This is a genomic window from Pseudonocardia cypriaca (assembly GCF_006717045.1).
GTDB classification, from domain to species: domain Bacteria; phylum Actinomycetota; class Actinomycetes; order Mycobacteriales; family Pseudonocardiaceae; genus Pseudonocardia; species Pseudonocardia cypriaca.
The window spans coordinates 956430-974258 of record NZ_VFPH01000001.1 but is presented as its reverse complement, the minus strand read 5'-3'; the positions used below and the strand labels follow the sequence as shown (position 1 = coordinate 974258).

Genomic DNA, 17829 nt, shown 5'->3' with positions numbered 1-17829 from the left:
AATCAGGAGTCAGCGCGAGATCGTGCGACCTCGCTGACCGTTATGTGAACCGCTAGGGCTTGCGGCCCACGCCCGCGAGCGTGGGCAGCGCCTTGGGCTCGTCGCCGGGCTCGGGGCGCCACATCGGAATCGGCACCAGGCCGGGCTCCACCAACTCCAGACCGTCGAAGAAGCCGGCGAGCTCCTCCGGGGTCCACAGCTTGTACGGGACCGCGCCCGTGTCGTCATAGCCCTGCTGCGCCTGGTTGAACGCCTCGTCCTCGGTGGTGGAATCAGAGAATGCCAGGTAGCTACCCGACGGCAGCCTGTCCATGATTCCGTGCACGACCCCCAACGCCACCGCGTAGTCGTTGGTGTGTCCGAGGACGCCGTTGATGGTGACCGCGATCGGCTTGGTCACGTCCAGCGTCTTCCCGGCCTCGGCGAGCACCACGTCGGTGTCGGTCAGGTCGGTGTCGATGTACGCCGTGGCCCCTTCGGGGGTGCTGGTCAGCAGGGCACGGGCGTGCGCCAGCACGGTGGGGTCGTTGTCGACGTAGACGATGCGCGCGGCCGGGTTGACCTGCTGGGCGACCTGGTGCGTGTTGTCAGCGGTGGGCAGCCCGGTGCCTACGTCCAGGAACTGCGACACTCCGGCCTCGCCGGCCAGGTAGCGGACGCTACGACGCAGGAAGTAGCGCATGCTCCGCGCGATGTCGACGATTCCCGGGAAGACCGCGATGTACTGGTCACCGGCCTCTTTGTCAACGGCGTAGTAGTCCTTGCCGCCCTGCCAGTAGTTCCAGATGCGCGCCGAGTGGGGAACAGACTCGTCGACCGCCGGCCCGGCGCCTGAGCTAGAGAACTCGCTGCTCATGTCGTTGACGCACTCACTCTCTGTGTCAGTAGGCCTCCCCGAGAGTACATGATCACACCTCTCGATGACCAGGCGGGCGCCTTGCTCACGAAACGTTGGCCCGCCGGACCGAACGGCCCAGTCGAACGAGTGTCGGACGCCCGCATTCAACAGCCTCTCGTGCACTGCTGTTGATCGTGATCATATCTCGGGGCGGCGTCCGCAAAGGGCCCTCGCAACGACTGATACTCGTGACGGTGTCACCGTTTGCGCAGGTGAGCGGCGACTACGCCGTGACTGCGTGCAGGACCGACGACCTTTCCCGGCCCGGGTGTGGCCGGCGACCCGCACCGGTTGGGTCGCCGCTTCGGGTGGCGTTCCAGGCGGGTCGACCGAGTCGGCACCGGCGCGGTGGCGATCAGCGCCGTCGATCGCTCGGGGCTCCTGCCCCGCGGAACCCGGGGCATGATCGACCTCGTGGTTCGGTTCAGAGTTCCTCGTCGGTTCCGACGGCCATGGGGCTGCTTTCGTGGCCGGGCCGGCCCGCTGTGCGGCGACGCTGTTTCATCTCGGCCTCGAGCACGTGGCGACGGCCCGCCATCATCTCGTCCCGAACCACTCGCTCGAGGTTGGTGAAGGAGGCGTAATAGTCGTCGTCGAACTCCTCGACCACTTGGAATGTCCACCGGCCTGCAAGCACGTTCCGGCCGAGCAGCTCCTCGGCGACCCGCTTGGCCAGCTGCGCGTTGCCGGCCGCCTCCAAGTTCGCGGCGACGTCGTCGAGCAGGAGGTCGGCTTCCCCGATCAACCGGTGAAAGGAGTAGAGGTGACCACGCGCACGCTCGACGTATGCAAGCGCTTCGGTGAACCTGCCGCTCGCGAGCATCGCCTCATCGGTTGCCCCTTGTGGTCGCGAGTGCCCGGGATCGGTCGATTCACTGTCCATGTCGAGCACTTACCCGTGCGCGGTCCCGAGAAACGACCCCGGGGGCGAACCGGTCGTTATCTGCAGCAGGCACGGCGTCCGCTTCGTTCCGTTTCCGATTCGCGCTATGAGCGCCGGGCGAACCGCTCGCCCAGCCGGGTAGCACCGTAGAGCGCCACTCCGACCAGCAGCAGCAGCGCGGCGCGCAGCCACACGGTCGGCTCCTGCTGGGTGGCGAGCGCGACGCAGGAGGCCAGCCCCAGCCAGGGCAGCACTATCGGGACGCGGACGTGGTCGGGCTCCCCTTCGTTCGGGCGACGGCGCAGGACGATCACCGCGAGGTTCGTGCTCGCGAACGTGACGAGCAGCAGCAGGACGACGGTGTTGGCGAGATCGCCGAGGTCGCCCGTGAAGGTGAGAGCCGTCGAGACGGCGAGGCTGGCCAGGATGGCGACCCACGGGGTCCGGCGTCGCGGGAGGACCCGGGTGAGCACGGCCGGCAGGACCCCGTCCGCGGCCATCCCGTAGGCGAGCCGGCTGGAGTAGATGCCGGAAAGCAGCGCGGTGTTGGCGACCGCCACGAGGGCGACGACCGAGAACAGCCAGGCCGGCACCCCGACATCGGCCACGCGCACGACCTCGAGCAACGGTCCGCTGGAGCCGGCGAGCCGGTCGGCGGGCACCGTGAGCGTGACTGTCAGCCCGACCAGCACGTAGAGGGCCCCTGCCAGGAGCAGCCCACCGATCAGCGCGCGCGGGTAGTTGCGGGACACGTCGCGGGTCTCCTCGGCGACGTTGGCCGAGGTCTCGAACCCGACGAACGAGTAGAACGCGAGCGACGCCGCAGCGAGCACCCCGAGCGCCACGCCGGAGACACCGCCGGGCGGCAGGTCGGCGAGCCGGGCCGCATCGGCGCCGCCGCGGCCGGCCACCACCGCGCCGAGCACGACGACCAGGACCAGCCCGGCGGCCTCCAGCAGCGTCATGACGATGTTGGCGCCCATCGACTCGCTGATGCCGCGCGCGTTGAGCAGGCCGATCGCGGCGAGGAACACCAGCGCGACCGGCAGCGTCGGCAGCGGGACCAGCGCATCGAGGTACTCGCCCGCGAAGGCGAGCGCGAGGGCGCCCACGCTGGTGACACCGGCCGCCAGCCCGCAGAAGCCCACCAGGAACGAGACCGCGTCGCTGCGGAAGGCGCGGTGGGCGAAGACCGCGGCCCCGCCGGCGCGCGGGAAGCGGGTGACCAGCTCCACGTAGGAGGCCGCCGTCAGCAGCGCCAGCCCGAGCGCGACCAGCAGCGCGAGCCACAGGGCGCCGCGCGCCTGCACCGCGGCCTCCCCGACCAGGGTGTAGATGCCGGCACCGAGGACGTCCCCGACCACGAACAGCAGCAGCGCGGTCCGGGTGATGGCGCGCCGCAGCTGCGGCGCCTCGCTCGTTCTGGCGGCGACTTCCCCTTGGCTCACCCTTGCCGGATCACCGTCCTGGCCGCGGTCAAACAGCCCGGCGGGCAGAAGTCACTCCGTCGGCCTATCGATCCAGAGGTTGTTCAGGCCGATGACGGGTAGAGAGGTAGCAGGCGAAGGAGGTCTTGTGGCGGACCATGTCGACCCCGCGGGATACGACGTCGAAATGCGAGCGAGGCAGCCCCGCTACCGGGACATCCTCCGGGCGCGCCGACCCTCACCGATATTCTCGACCGATCCCGAGCACGACGGGGGATCCGATACCGACGGCCCGGACGATCAGGTCGCCGGGAGTGCAACGGTCACCGATATCGGTTCCCGGCGCAGCTCGCCTTGACGACAACAAGGCCGCCCGGGATCACGCGAACCCCACCGTCGTCCGCACCTGCGACGGGGAGCAGCCGAACCGGGCGCGGAACAGCCGGCTGAAGTGCGCCTGCGATGAGAAGCCCCACCGGAACGCGATGTCGGCGATCCGGAAGTGCGCCAGGTGGGCGGACGTGAGGTCGGCTCTCGCCCGGTCCAGGCGGCGGGCGACGATGTACTGCGCGACGGTCGTCTCCTCGGCGGCGAACGCGCGGTTCAGGTGCCGGGGTGTCACGCCGACCGCGCGGGCGACGACGTCGGCGCACAGCCGCGGGTCGCCGAGGTGGCCGGCGATGAAGGCCTTCGCGGACAGCAGGTGCGCGGTGCTGCTCGACGAGCCCCGGCCCGACCGCACGGTCTGCACCAGGTCGAGGACCTGCTCCCCCACCGCGTTCGAGGCGGCGACGGGGTCTGCGACCAGCTCGAGCAGCATGCGGCGCAGCGCACGGGCGCTCACTCCCGACACCCCGGGATCGTCGCCGGGCACCAGCACCGGTCCCTGGCTCGCCGGCACCTGCCCGCACCGCTCGGCGAACAGCTGCTGGGGGATGTCGACCAGCAGCTGCCGCATGGAGCTGCTGAACCCGAACAGGTACGGCTGGTCGGTGTCGTAGACGACGGTGTCGCCCGGACGCAGGGTCAGGCAGCCGCCCGAGTGGTAGAAGAACGCATCGCCCTCGACCATCATCGACACGAACGTCGCGTCCTTCGGCCGGGAGCGCACCATCCGCGGAGCCCGCTCGATCGCGTGCGGGTTGCCGGCGATGTCGGCCACCCGGAAGGCGTCCAGGCTCAGGTTGCGCTGGCGGGCCAGCAGCCCGTCGGGCTGGTAGGTGCTGCAGGTCAGCCCGACCAGCGCGTCCGCGTTGTAGTCCTCCCAGTACGCCAGCCGGTCGCCCATCGCGACCCCGGCGGTGGACACGGACGAGACCACGGTCGCAGCTGGCACACCGACCTCCTCGACGGGCGCAGGTCGCCCATTCTCACGTCGTGAGGTAGCCCCCGTCCACCGGCAGGACGACGCCGGTCACGTAGGACGCGGCGCCGGACGCGAGGAACACCACCACGTCGGCGACGTCGCGCGGCCGGCCCCACCGCCCGAACGGCATGCGGCGCAGGATCTCACCGCTCGCCACCGCGTCGGCCTGCAGGCCACGGGAGAGCGGCGTGTCGATCCAGCCGGGCGCGACCGCGTTGACCCGGATCCCGTCAGCGGCGTACTCGGCGGCCAGCGAGCGGGTCAGCTGCGCGATCCCGCCCTTGCTCGCCGCGTACGCCGGCCGGTCGGCCGCGCCGAAGAAGGAGTACATCGACGCCGTCGTGACGACGCTGCCACCGGACCGGGCCAGCAGCGGCCTGCCCAGCTCGGCGGCGTGCATCGTGGCGGTGAGGTTGACCTCCAGGACCGTCGCGAACACGTCCACCCCGTACTCGTCCCGATCACGGCTGATCCCCGCACAGCAGACGAGGACGTCGAGCGCCGGCAGGGCACCGAACGCCGCGGCCAGCCCGGCGGTGTCGGTCACGTCGACCTCCGCGACACCGATCCGTTCGTGCCGCGGTGCCTCGACTCCCCTCGCGTCGAGGCCCCAGGCGTGCACGGTGGCGCCGAGCTCGGCGAAGCGCAGCGCGGTGCCGGCGCCGATGCCCGACGTCCCGCCGGTGACGGCGACCGTCCGGCCGGCGAAGAGGTCAGCGGCGAACGTCACCGGTCCTCCCCGCACCGGACGAGCGTCTTGATCCCGGCCGGCGCACCGGCGGCCATGTCGAGCAGCACCGCCGGGGCGTCGGCGAGCGCCACCACGTCCGAGACCAGCGCGGCCAGGTCGAGCCGTCCGGCCGTGACCAGCCGGACCAGCTCCGGGTGGCAGTCGCGGTAGCCCACGCTGGTGGTGATCCGGAGCTCGGCGTTGACCATGTCGAACGCCGGGAGCACCAGCGTGTCGACCAGCCCGAGCAGCAACAGCTCACCGCCGCTGCGCAGGCTCGACAGCGCGACGTCCACCGCGGCCTGGGAGCCGACGACCTCGAACGCGACGTGCGCGCCGTTTCCCCCGGTGAGCTCCTCGACGGCGTCCGCGTCCGGGCCGAGGACGGCGTCGACACCGAACCGGCGGGCCAGCTCCCGGCGCGCCGGCACCGGGTCCAGCCCGATGATCCGCGCCGCCCCCGCCTCCCGCAGCAGCGCGCAGACGATCAGCCCCACCGGCCCGAGCCCGACGACCACCGCGGTCTGCCCGGCCGAGAACGTCGAGCGGCGGACCGCGTGCAGCGCGACCGCGGCCGGCTCGAGCACCGCGGCGACCGCGAGGTCGAAGCCGTCGGGCAGCCGGTGGACCATGTACGCCGGGACGAGCGCGTACTCGGCCATACCCCCGTCGCCCATGAGCCCGGCGAACCCGAACGCCGCGCAGACCTCGGTCCTCCCCTCCCGGCAGGCCGTGCACCGCCCGCACCGGTAGTTGGGCTCCAGGGCAACGGGCGCGCCCTCGGGAAGCCCTTCGACCCCCGGGCCGGTGGCGGCAACCACCCCGGAGAACTCGTGCCCGAGCGTCAGCGGCGCCACGGCACCGGACAACGGGTGGGGCCGGTCGACGGGGATCGCGTGCGGCCCGTCGGCGATCTCGTGCAGGTCGCTGCCGCACACCCCGCAGTAGGCGACCCGGACGAGCACCTCACCCGCGCCCGGAGCCGGCAGGTGCACCGTCTCCAGGCGCAGGTCCTTCGGTCCGTACCAGCGGACGGCGCGTCCGCTCACCGCAGTGCTCACCGGCGGACCCGGACGGGTGCGGTCTCGGTCAGGGCGAGGCTGAGCAGCGTCACGACCACCGCGGCGCCCGCGGAGACGAACATCGCGGCGCCGAGCCCGAACACGTCCGACAGCTGCCCGGCGAGCGCGGGAGCCACGAACCCGCCCACGACCTCGCCGACGCCCATGATCAGGCCCAGCGCCGTCGCCATGACCGCGCGCGGCACCGTCTCCGCCGGGATCGTCGCCATGAACAGGGTGAAGCAGCCGAGCCCGGTGTAGGTCAGCACGAGCGCGCCGAACAGCAGGCCGGGACTGTCGATCACCATGATCGCCAGCGGCGACACGGCCGCGACCGCCGAGAAGCCGATCATCGTCGGCTTCCGCCCGATCCGGTCGGAGATCCCGGGGACGAGCGCACCCCACAACACCCATGCGATCCCGATCCCGCTCAGGACGAACCCGACCTCGCCCGGCCCGAACCCCTTCACCTCGACGAGGTAGAGCGGGGTGAATGTCTGGGTCGTCAGGAACCAGGTCAGGAAGAACACGGCGATCGCCAGGCAGACCACGATGTTGCGGTGCCGCAGCACCGCTCCCCAGCCGCTCGCGGTGTCCTCGGGCCCGACCTCGTCGTCGACGGCCACCGTCGCGGGGTGCCGCACGCGCAGGTCCCGGACGAGCCAGAGCACCAGGGCCGCCATGACCAGTCCGGGGATCACGGTGGCGTAGAAGGCCGCGCGCCAGCCGAACGACTCGGCGATCCAGACCGTGACGATCGGGCCGAGGACGCCGCCGAGCAGACCCGCCGACGATCCCTGCACCAGCCCCATGTTGAGTCCGCGCCTGCGCGGGGTGGACGAGTGCAGCATCAGCGGCTGCGACAGCGGCAGCACGGCCCCCTCGGCCGCGCCCATGAGCGCCCGGAACAGCAGCAGGCTGGCGAGCCCGCCGACCAGCCCCGACAGCGCCGAGAACAGCGTGAAGGTGAGGATCGCCCCGATCAGCAGCGGCTTGCGCCGGTCGACGCGGTCGGACAGATAACCGACGCTGATCCCGGCGATCGCCCAGGTCAGCGCCGGGATCCCGCCGAGCAGGCCGATCTGGGCGTTGTTCAGCCCGAGCTCGTCCTTGAAGTACGGGGTCAGGAAGTTCAGGGCGAGCCGGTCGAAGAAGACGAACCCGAAGGTCGCGAACAGGACGGCCAGCAGGACGTTCTCGTAACGACCGCCGCGCGGCGGTGGCACATAGGCAGCGGGAACGCGGGCGGCAGCGGTGTCGGCCATGACCGCCTCAGCGGATCAGCGTGTCGATGACGTCGGCGCCCACCCCGGTCTCCGCGTAGTGCTTGCGGCAGAGCGCGAGGTAGTCGTGGACGTCGAAGTGGCCGCAGCTGTCGCCGTTCTCGTCGAGCCAGATCAGCGGGCCCTTGACCACGAAGAAGCAGCGCATCGGCTCGTCGGACTCGTAGGCGACGAGCGTGTGCCCCTCGCCGGGGGTCTCGAACACGAACGAGCCCGCCGTCGCGGTCCACTCCTGCTCGAGGTAGCCCCACCTCCCCGAGATCGTGTACGCGAACACCTCGTGCGGGTGGTAGTGCCGGTTCACGAGCCCCGCGGAGCGCGCCCACAGGATGTCGGCCCACCGGTTGTCCCGGGGCGAGATCCACAGCGGCCGCGAGCCCACGGTCGGGCTCAGCGGGACGTAGTAGCGCTCGTCGTCGATCGGCGCGAGCTGGTGGAAGACCTCGGGCTGCGCATCCGGCTTCAGCGCGTCGGCGATGGGCTTGAGCCCACGCCAGAACTCTGTTCCCGCCTCGGACATCATCGTCCGCTCCTCTCCGATGCAGGCGGCACCACCGCGGTGCCGCCGGAACCGGAGTCAAGGCGAAGGACCGGTCACCCGTCTTTCCCGAGCCGGACACATCGTTTGCCTGTTCCGGACAGGGCCGCGGCAGCCGCCCGGTGGGTGCGCCGCCGGAAACGGCGCGCGCGGCGACCAGGACACCACTGCTGCGCGCGCCACCCCTCCGTACTGCTCATGGCGATCATCCCGAGCTGATCACCGGAAGTGGTGCCGAGGCGACAGATCTGACCGCCTGGCACCCACCTCCCCTGATCATGGGCACGTTCAGAGCCGTCGTGCCGGCGATCGGGCTACGGTCCGATGCTCCTATGGAGCTCCAGTGGCTTGGGGGCGGCGTGGACCACGCGAGCGCCGTGGCGGCGCCACCGTCCAGGCCACCCCTCCTCGCCGGGCCCTTCGGTGGTGCCGCGCCCATCCGGGCCCACCTCACTTCGGTTGCCCCACGCTCGTCCAGGTCAACCTCCACCAGGCCTTCGGTGGCGCCGCGCATCCTGCGGGGCCGCCCCTCACGCCTCAAGGGCGCTCCGCGTCGCTCCGCGATCGCTACGCGACCCTTGACCCGCGAGCCTCTGCGACCCCTTTCGGGCCCGCTTCGCGGGCAGGCACGGGCCTGCCCTTCCTGGCGCGCGGCGCCACCGAAGGCGGGTCTCGCGGCCATGATCAGGCTTCGGGCGTTCAGGAGCCGGTATCGGTCAGGATCGGTCTGCCTCGGCGGCCGGTGATCGCCGCAAGTGGTGGGAGAGCGACGGATCTGACGCCCTCCAACCACTCCTGGTGATCATGCCCACCGTGATCATCGCAAGTGGTGTGGGAGCGACAGATCTGTCGCCCCCACACCACTCGCAGCGATCAGCCTCACCCGAGGCCCGGCGACCCGCCCGGAGGGCGCTGATCAAGGGCCGAGGGTCGCCGGCGAAGATCAACCAGCGACCTTCTCCCCTTGATCAGCGGCCGAGTGCGGGAGGGCCAAGGGATATCGGTGACACGGGCCTCCTGGCGGCGCCGCGCACCAAGGAGGGCAGGCCCTTGGGCTGCCCGCGCTGCTTGCCCTCAGGGGCCGCAGAGGCTCGCAGGTCAAGGGTCGCGCCAGCGATCGCGAAGCGACGCGCAGCGCCCTTGAGCTGTGAGGGGCGGCCCCGCACAATGCGCGGCGCCGCCAGGAGGCCCCGGGAAAAGCAGACCGTGCGCAGGAAGCCTTGACGCCATCACCCGGCCACCGCCGTGCCCAAGACGAGGACGGCCGCAGCGCAACCCCATCACGCACCGCCTGGGCGACCATGATCCGAACCGGCGGTTGCCCATGGCTGCCCCCACGACCATGGACACCCGATGCATCGGATCATGAGCGCGAACCACACCCGACGGGCTGTCGTACTAGGAGGGACTCGCCCCGCCGGTGTGCTCGATCGACAGCGAGTACACGACGACCTCACCCTCGGCGTCGGCCCCGTCGCCGCGCTCCGGGTTCGACTGCGTGTAGGCGCCGATCTTCCAGTACCAGCTGCTCCCGCTGCGTTCGATCTCAGCGCGCTGCTCGCCGTCGTAGAAGACGGTGATCCGCCCGTTCGCAGCCACGATGCGCAGGTCGAAGGGGGTGCCGAGCCGGTAGTCCGGATCGATGACGATCTGTTCCTTCCCGTCGGCGTACTGGGCGACGAGCGTCGGGCCCTCCAGCCGGATCTGCATGACGTCGTCGCCGCCGTCGTGGATCTGGGCGGACACCACCTCCGGCTTGGCCCGCGGCACCTCGGTGATCGCCTGGCGGGTCTGGAGCGTGTGGGTGCCCTCCGTGTTGGACCAGGCGGCCTTCTCCTCCCCGTTCATCTCGCGCAGCTCGGATCGGGGGTACTTGCTGTTCTTCGTGGTCACGCCACCGGCCGGGGCGCGGAACACCACGCCGGCGCCGTCCGGGGTGAGGTCGAACCACTCGCTGCGGTAGTCCAGCAGCTCGGGCTGGTCGATGGAGTCGGGGTCGCCCGGGGGGCCGATGGGCAGCGTGAGGAACCAGTTCTCGAGATCGAGGAGGTCCCCCGGCTTGCTCGCGGCACCCTGGGCGCGCGGCGGCTCGGCCTCGGGGATCACGGGCGGCAGGCAGATCGGCGGAAGCACCCCGCCGACCCCGACCGCCTGGACCACCGCGCACGGGTCCGCCGGCGGAGCGGGCACCATCGCCGGTTGGAGGGTCAGCACGGCCGTCGCGGCCAGTGCCATGGGCATGGTGAGGGCCGGCACGGCGCTATCCCGCGCGGTGCGGACGGACGGCGGCAGCGGGTTCGTCGAGCAGGCGGAGTGGAACGGCCTCGGGCATGGCTCTCCCGTCATCGAAGGTGCAGGGCGCTGCTGCAGCGGAGAACGAGCGGGTGGCCGGGCCGCTCACCGTGACGACGATTCGCATCGTCCGTGAACGTGATCGTATTTTGGGCTTCACGACCGCGCTCCGGATCGCGCCCGTCATGACCCGAACGTGCTCGTTCCCAGCCGCCCGGGTGAACTCACACGGGTGCGGCACGGCCGCATCGGGTACAGGTGATGCGCTCCGCTCGCCGTGGTCAGTCCGGCGGTGAATAATCGATTTTCACTGAAAGCGTCTATGATCTGGCGCGTGAGTGACACGTCGGCGAAGCCGATGCTCTCCGCCCGGGTGTACGGCGAGCTGCGCGACGCGATCCTGCGCGGCGACTTCGCCCCCGGCGCCGCGCTCAAGCCCCAGGAGCTGGCGAGCGCGCACGGGGTGAGCCTGGCCGTGGTGCGCGAGGCCCTCGTCCGCCTGGTCGGCGACGGCCTCGCCGACCGGCTCACCAACCGCGGTTTCGCCGTCCCGCTGCAGTCCGACCAGCGCTGGCAGGACCTGGCCGAGGCACGGGCCGTCGTCGAGCCGGCCGCGCTCCGGCTGTCCATCGAGCGCGGCGACCTGGACTGGGAGGCGCGCGTGCGCGCGACCCACCACCGCCTGGCACGCACCCCCGCGTACGAGGCAGGAGCGGGCGGGGTCATCAGCGCGGAGTGGTCCCGCGCGCACCGTGCCTTCCACCGCGCCTTGCTGGAGGGCAGCGGCAACGCCGTGCTGCTGGAGACCTTCGACCGCATGTGGCTCGCCGCGGAGCTGACGCGTCGCTGGTCGGCCGGCCGCGGCCCGGCCCGGGACGCCGTCGCCGAGCACCGCCGGATCGAGGAGGCGACCCTCGCCCGGGACGCCGACGCCGCCGCCGCGCTGCTCGCCCAGCACTTCTCGCTGACCGCCGCCGCGCTCACCGAGGAAGCCTGAGCCGGCCGCCGCCCTCGAGCGATGACCCGCGTCCCGCCGTCCCAGCTGGTCCGGTGCCGTTGTGACGCCGCACCCCTGCGCGAGAGCGTCATCGCCGCCGAGCAGCCGCTGCGTTCCCGGTCACGGGGCGGGACCGCCGCCTGATCGTCAGAGCTGCCAGGACCGCAACCACACCGTTTGCGCCGACCGGCGCAGGGCGGACAAGGTCGCGTCCGACAGCACGGTGTCGGTGTCGGTGAGGACGTACCCGTGTCCGCCGCGGGTCGACAGCGACTGGCCCACCACGTTCACCCCGGCGTCCGCGAGCAACCGGTTGATCTCGGCCAGCACCCCGGGCCGGTTCTCGTGCAGGTACCCCATCCGGAACGCGCCCTGAGGACTCGGGGGCGACACCTGCGGCAGGTTGACCGAGAGCGCCGTGCTCCCCGCATCGACGAACCCGAGCAGCTTGTTCGCGACGAAGTGCCCGATCTCCTCCTGCGCCTCCTGCGTGGACCCGCCGACGTGCGGGGTCAGGATGACGTTGTCGAGGCCCCGCAGCGGCGAGTCGAACGGGTCGCCCTGCGCCTTCGGCTCCAGCGGGAAGACGTCGATGGCGGCGCCCGACAGGTGCCCGGACCGGATGTGGTCGCGCAGCGCCGCGTCGTCGACCACCATCCCTCGGGAGGCGTTGATGAACACCGCCCCCGGCTTCATCATCGCGAACCGCTCGGCGCCGAAGAGCCCCGCGTTGCCCGGCCTGCCGTCGACGTGGATGGTCACCACGTCCGACTCCGCCAGCAGCTCCTCCAACGACCCGACCCGGCGCGCGTTGCCGTGCGCCAACCGGTCGGCGGTGTCGAAGAAGATCACCCGCATGCCGATCGCCTCGGCGACGTTGGACAGCTGGGTGCCGATGTTGCCGTAGCCGACGATGCCCAGAGTGCGGCCGCGGACCTCGCGGCTGCCCTTCGCCGACTTGTCCCACACCCCCTCGTGCATCCGCTGCGTCTTCTCCGTGAGCCTGCGGGCCAGCGCGATGATCTCGCCCATCACCAGCTCGACGACGCTGCGCGTGTTGGAGTACGGCGCGTTGAACACCGCCAGACCCCGCTCGGCCGCACTCTCCAGGTCCACCTGGTTGGTCCCGATGCAGAAGCACCCCACCGCCAGGAGGTCCTTCCCGGCATCGAGCACCGCGGGCGTGACGGTCGTGTTGGACCGGATCCCGAGCACCGACACCCCCGGCAGCTCGGCGATGAGCTCGTCCTCGCTCAACGAGCTCGAACGCGCGTCGACCTCGAAGCCCGCACGCCGGAACGCCGCTGCCGCAACCGGATGGATGTTCTCCAGGAGCATCGCCTTCACCCGGCCAACCTAGACGAGCAGCCCCGGACCCGACTCGACCCGGCAGCCGCTGGATCGACCGCCCGCATCCCGCGTTCGGCGGAACGCAGGTCGGCGGACGGTGGTCTCGGAACCCCAGGCGGGTGGCGGTGCACATCGTGCGGGGTCGGTGCACATGGCCGGCAGTGTGTGCCGTGGCGGGAAGGTGTGCACGGTGCCCCTTGTGCGTTCCGCGGAACGCGGCGCGGTGCCGTTGTGGTGCCGTCCTCGTGGGAAACCGTTCCGGTTGGCGCGCCGTACCCGACTCGGGCCTGTCAAGAAGTCTGTGTAAGTCGATCTAGGAATCGGTCAGGTCAGGTAGGGGTTGATGCGCTCGGGGTAGGCCAGGGCGAGCGAGCCGAGGGCCTGTTTCCAGCCCTGGACGACGGCGCCTTCGACCAGCCGGCCCGGGGCCTTGCGTTCGTTGGCTGGTAGGCCCTTCTCCTTCGCCCGGGCGCGGGCGCGTTTGTCCTCAATGTCGCGGATCGCCAGCCACAGCAACTTGATCGCGGCGTCGTCGTTCGGGAAGTGCCCCCGGTTCTTGATGATCTTCCGAAGTTGGTAGTTCAGCGACTCGATCGCGTTCGTCGTGTAGATGATCTTCCGGAGCTCGGGTGGGAACGCCAGGAACGGGATGAACCGCTCCCAGGCGTTCACCCAGGTCGCCACGGCGGCCGGGTACTTCTTGCCGAGGCTGGAGCTGGCGAAGCTGTCCAACTCGGTGCGGGCGATCTCGTCGGTGGGGGCGGTGTAGATCGGCCGCAGCGCCGCGGCGACCTTCTTGCGGTCGGCGTAGGAGACGAACCGCATCGCCGCGCGCAGCAGGTGCACCGTGCAGGTCTGCACGATGCTCTGCGGCCAGGTCGCTTCGATGGCCTCGGGGAATCCGCTCAGCCCGTCGCAACACACGATCAGCACGTCCCGCACGCCGCGGTTGCGCAGCTCGGCGCACACCCCGGCCCAGAACTTCGCCCCCTCGGCTGCCTGCACCCAGATCCCGAGCACGTGCTTGACGCCGTCGAGGTCGACCCCGACGGCCAGGTGCGCGGACCGGTTGCGGACCTGGTGCCCGTCCCGCACTTTGATCACCAGCGCGTCCAGGTAGACGATCGGGTAGATCTCCTCCAGCGGGCGGGACTGCCAGGCCTTCACCTCCTCCAACACCGAGTCGGTGATCTTGGAGATGGTGTCGTGGGACAGCTCGGTGCCGATCGTGCGCTGCAGGTGGTGGGCGATGTCGCGCACGGTCATCCCACCCGCATACAGCGAGATGATCATCTCATCCAGGCCGCCGGTGCGCCGCGAACCCTTCGGCACCAGGCGCGGTTCGAACGTGCCAGACCGGTCCCGCGGAACGTCCAGGGCCACGTCGCCGACCTCGGTGGCCACCGTCTTCGGGCTGGTGCCGTTGCGCGAGTTCGGCGTCCCACGCCCGGCCGGGTCGCCTTTCTCGTAGCCCAGGTGCGCGGTCTGCTCGACCGCCAAGCCGCGTTCGAGCACCGCTTTGATCATCTCCGGGAGGAAACCACCATCGCCGGTCAAGGCGAGCTCGCCCGCATCGACCTGGGACATGAGCTGATCCAGCAGGCCGGCCTCGATCATGCTGTTCACCGCGTCCCGCGCGGTCACCGGCCCGGCATCATCGTCGGCGCCGAGAGGATGGCCAGCCCGTGGCTCACCGGTCATGGTCATCTGTGTACTCCTCAACTCAAGAGGATCTTGTTACACAGACCATCTGACACGCTCCCCGACTCGGACCTCCCGGCCTCACCTATCCGCCCCCGGCTGCTGGTGTGGTCGATCCGGTTCGCCTCTCCCCGCACCTACCGCGGCAGCTGGCTTGGGTTCACTACCGAATTCCGTGGTTGCTCGGGCGGCCGTCCCCGACGCGGGGGCACGGCGGTCCCGACGAACAGCCGACCTGAGTGCCACGCAACCGGCTGTGGTCCCGTTCCCACCCAACAACCCCTGCCATCCAGGCGTGATCAGGTGCAGACGCCCCGTCCCTGGACTGGTCCGGCCTGACCGTGCGCGGATGGGCTGGGGTGCGAGGGTCGGGACCACAGCAGGTCGCGTGGCACCCAACCGCGGCGGTCTCGTCCCCGACCGCCGTGCCCCCAAGCCGGGGACGGCCGCCCACGCAACCACAGAATTCGGTAGTTGACCCAACCCAGCCACCCCCACCAGCCGAAGGGATCGACGGGAACCGGGGGGAACACCCGAGAGGCCGACAACGGGGCCGGGCGCCGAGAGGCCCGAGCCGGGAACGGCGCGCCCACCGGCGGGTTTTGTGACCAGGCCGACCCGACGGGAATCAACCAGAGCCGCACGGACCATGATCCGAACTGGCGGTTGTCCATGGCTGCCGGCACGACCATGGACGCCCGCTACAGCGGATCATGCCCACCAAGATCGCGTGCATCGGTTGCCCATGGCTGCCGCCACAGCAGTAGCGAACCGCTACACCGGATCATGCCCCGCGAGGACGGCAGGACGAGGCTCGGTGAGAGCACCGGGCGCCCGTGATCATCACCACTGCCCCACCCCGACCGGTGACACCCGCTCGGACCGCACGCCGCGCCCACACGATGCGGTATCCTCGAGGTGCATGGGCCCCCCGCATTCGCGGGTATGCGAAGTTCTGGTGTCCGGTCCCCCCTCGTGCACCAGATCGAGTCGCTGATCAGCGGGTTCTCGCACGATCTGCTCGTGCATGATCTGTATGCCGCAGGTCGGCGAGTCCGCTCGCGTCTCGGAGAGAGCCGCTCCGGCCCTCTCCCCGCAACGCCCATCACCCGGCCGCAGCACCGTGCGCGGCAACCGAGGAGGAGTCAGTGGCTCGACGAGGCCAGCCCCAGACCAGGGCTCGCCGTACCGTCCCGCGCGACCGTCGTCACGGCCGCCGCCGCGAGGACGTCAAGCAGGACGTCTACTCGGTGCTCGCCCGCGCCGTCCGGGAGGTCGAGGCGGCCCTCCACACCGGTCGGGTCACGCCGTCGACGCGCACGAAGTTCCAGGCCGTCGCGCTGCTGCTGCGCGACGAGCGCGCCCGGGTCCGTGCGGAGGAGAACGTCACCGACGCGCACCGGGCCGAGCAGCTCAAGCGCCTCGACGGGATCGCGACGATCCTCGCGAAGAGCGCCGTGCGCGACTCCGATCTCCTGGCGCTGCTCGCCGAGGACGCCGTGGTCTCCGACGAGGCCCGGTCGGTCAAGCGCGACATGCTGCGGAGCGCCGGCATCGAGCCCTCCGTCGACGAGCTGCCGCCTGCGGAGCCCGCGGCAGCCGCCGAGCAGCGGGTGGTGCCGCGGTCGGTCGTCTCGCGGCAGCTGGCCAACCCGTTCCTCGCCCCCGACGTCGCCGCCGTCCGGCCGAGCGGACCCCGTCCCACGCGGCTGGCCACGTGGGAGCTGATCGGCCCGCTGCTCAGCTCGTTCGAGCGGGCAGGGAGCGGCGCGTCGGCGTGCATGGACCTCCCCGCGCCCACCTCCCGATACACGCCGCGCGACATGGAGCTGATGCCGCACCAGGCCCGGCTGGTCGCCGCGGCCGCGGCGGGCCATCGCACCTTCCTGCTCGCCGACGAGCCGGGGTTGGGCAAGACGGCTCAGGCGCTGCTCGCCGCCGAGGCGGCCAACGCCTACCCGCTGCTCGTCGTCGTGCCGAACGTCGTGAAGACGAACTGGGCGCGCGAGGCCAAGATGTGGACGCCCCACCGCGCGGCCACCGTGATCCACGGCAACGGCGAGTCGATCGACGGGTTCGCCGACATCGTCGTCGTCAACTACGAGGTGCTCGACCGCCACGTGGGCTGGCTCGGCGGCTTCGGCCTGCGCGGCATGGTCGTCGACGAGGCGCACTTCATCAAGAACAAGTCCTCCCAGCGCTCGAAGCACGTACTGGCGCTCTCCGAGCGGATCCGGTCCTTCACCGCGCGCCCGCTGCTGATGGCCCTCACCGGCACCCCGCTGATCAACGACATCGAGGACTTCCGGGCGATCTGGCAGTTCCTGGGCTGGATCGACGACAAGAAGCCGCTCGCCGAGCTGATGAACGCGCTCGACGAGACCGGCCTGACCCCCGCCGACCCGGGGTTCTACTCCGCCGCCCGCCAGTGCGTCGTCGATCTCGGCATCGTCCGCCGCCGCAAGGTCGACGTGGCCGCCGACATCCCCGCGCGCCGCATCGCCGATCTGCCCGTCGAGCTGGACGGACCGGTGGGGCGCTCGATCCGGGCGGCCGAGCGCGAGCTCGCGCGCCGGATGGTGGCGCGGTACGAGGAGGCGCTGGCCAGCCGCCGGTCCGGCGCCGTGGCCGACGGCATCGACCACGACCTCGTGCGGCAGGTGGCCAGGTGGGAGCAGAAGGACGCCACCACCTCGACGACCGGCGAGAACGTCTTCAGCATGATGCGGCGCATCGGCCGGGCGAAGGCCGGTCTGGCCGCCGACTACGCGGTCCAGCTCGCGCGCAGCGCGGGCAAGGTGGTCTTCTTCGCCAAGCACGTCGACGTGATGGACGCGGCCGAGGAGACGTTCGCCCAGCAGGGGGTCCGCTTCTCGTCGATCCGCGGCGACCAGACGCCCACCGTGAGGCAGCGCAACATCGACGCCTTCACGAACGACGCCGACGTGGCCGTCGCGGTCTGCTCGCTCACGGCGGCAGGCGTGGGCCTCAACCTCCAGGTCGCCTCCAACCTCGTGCTCGCCGAGCTCTCCTGGACCGCCGCGGAGCAGACCCAGGCGATCGACCGCAGCCACCGCATCGGCCAGTCGCAGCCCGTCACCGCGTGGCGCATCATCGCCGCGCAGACGATCGACGCCCGGATCGCCGAGCTGATCGACAGCAAGGCCGGCCTCGCCGCCCAGGCGCTCGACGGCTCGGACGAGGAGGTCGGCTCGTCCACCGACGTGCAGCACGAGGCGCTCGTCGCGTTGCTGACCGACGCGCTGTCGACGGCCCCGACGAGCCTGGAGGGCTGACAGGGGC

General features: G+C 71.1%; 13 protein-coding genes. 2 read left to right on the top strand and 11 right to left on the bottom strand.

Annotated elements, in window-relative coordinates; translation table 11 throughout:
- Window positions 1–52: 52 nt before the first annotated feature.
- The 9 genes from FB388_RS04575 to FB388_RS04535 all read right to left on the bottom strand — a co-directional run bounded on the left by FB388_RS04575 (window position 53) and on the right by FB388_RS04535 (window position 10442).
- Window positions 53–856 carry an SAM-dependent methyltransferase gene (locus FB388_RS04575; RefSeq protein ID WP_142097315.1) on the bottom strand — a complete coding sequence of 268 codons (804 nt, stop codon included), beginning with the start codon at window positions 854–856 and terminating at the stop codon, window positions 53–55.
- Window positions 857–1322: 466 nt separating this feature from the next.
- On the bottom strand, window positions 1323–1781 hold the full coding sequence (locus FB388_RS04570; RefSeq protein WP_142102569.1) for a hypothetical protein: 459 nt from the start codon (window positions 1779–1781) through the stop codon (window positions 1323–1325).
- 104 nt (window positions 1782–1885) lie between these two features.
- Window positions 1886–3229, bottom strand: coding sequence for an APC family permease (locus tag FB388_RS04565; RefSeq protein ID WP_246121605.1), 1344 nt, complete (start codon window positions 3227–3229; stop codon window positions 1886–1888).
- A 358-nt stretch (window positions 3230–3587) separates the two neighbouring features.
- Window positions 3588–4544, bottom strand: coding sequence for a helix-turn-helix domain-containing protein (locus FB388_RS04560; RefSeq protein WP_246121603.1), 957 nt, complete (start codon window positions 4542–4544; stop codon window positions 3588–3590).
- Window positions 4545–4578: 34 nt separating this feature from the next.
- On the bottom strand, window positions 4579–5304 hold the full coding sequence (locus FB388_RS04555) for an SDR family NAD(P)-dependent oxidoreductase (protein WP_142097310.1): 726 nt from the start codon (window positions 5302–5304) through the stop codon (window positions 4579–4581).
- Window positions 5301–6365 (bottom strand): alcohol dehydrogenase catalytic domain-containing protein, encoded by a 1065-nt coding sequence (locus tag FB388_RS04550; protein ID WP_246121601.1) that lies wholly within the window; start codon window positions 6363–6365, stop codon window positions 5301–5303. The genes FB388_RS04555 and FB388_RS04550 overlap by 4 nt, the downstream gene beginning before the upstream one ends.
- Entirely contained in the window at window positions 6362–7630 is a 1269-nt protein-coding gene (locus FB388_RS04545; protein ID WP_142097306.1) for an MFS transporter, read from the bottom strand. Before FB388_RS04545 ends, FB388_RS04550 begins: the two co-directional genes overlap by 4 nt.
- A gap of 7 nt (window positions 7631–7637) precedes the next feature.
- A complete protein-coding gene (locus FB388_RS04540; RefSeq protein WP_142097303.1) occupies window positions 7638–8171 on the bottom strand; it encodes a 2,4'-dihydroxyacetophenone dioxygenase family protein in 534 nt (177 codons plus the stop codon).
- A gap of 1413 nt (window positions 8172–9584) precedes the next feature.
- Window positions 9585–10442 (bottom strand): polysaccharide lyase family 7 protein, encoded by an 858-nt coding sequence (locus tag FB388_RS04535; protein ID WP_211361765.1) that lies wholly within the window; start codon window positions 10440–10442, stop codon window positions 9585–9587.
- A 394-nt stretch (window positions 10443–10836) separates the two neighbouring features.
- Here FB388_RS04535 and FB388_RS04530 point away from each other — a divergent pair, with 394 nt between their 5' ends.
- Window positions 10837–11475: a GntR family transcriptional regulator gene (locus FB388_RS04530; protein WP_142102560.1), complete on the top strand. Its 639-nt coding sequence runs from the start codon at window positions 10837–10839 to the stop codon at window positions 11473–11475.
- 147 nt (window positions 11476–11622) lie between these two features.
- Here the strand turns inward: FB388_RS04530 and serA are convergent, their stop codons facing one another.
- Both serA and FB388_RS04520 read right to left on the bottom strand, forming a co-directional pair.
- Entirely contained in the window at window positions 11623–12813 is a 1191-nt protein-coding gene (serA, locus tag FB388_RS04525) for a phosphoglycerate dehydrogenase (protein WP_342787915.1), read from the bottom strand.
- 336 nt (window positions 12814–13149) lie between these two features.
- Window positions 13150–14526: an IS256 family transposase gene (locus FB388_RS04520; RefSeq protein WP_142102488.1), complete on the bottom strand. Its 1377-nt coding sequence runs from the start codon at window positions 14524–14526 to the stop codon at window positions 13150–13152.
- Window positions 14527–15674: 1148 nt separating this feature from the next.
- Here FB388_RS04520 and FB388_RS04515 point away from each other — a divergent pair.
- Window positions 15675–17822 carry a DEAD/DEAH box helicase gene (locus tag FB388_RS04515; protein ID WP_142097295.1) on the top strand — a complete coding sequence of 716 codons (2148 nt, stop codon included), beginning with the start codon at window positions 15675–15677 and terminating at the stop codon, window positions 17820–17822.
- The last annotated feature ends 7 nt before the right edge of the window (window positions 17823–17829 follow it).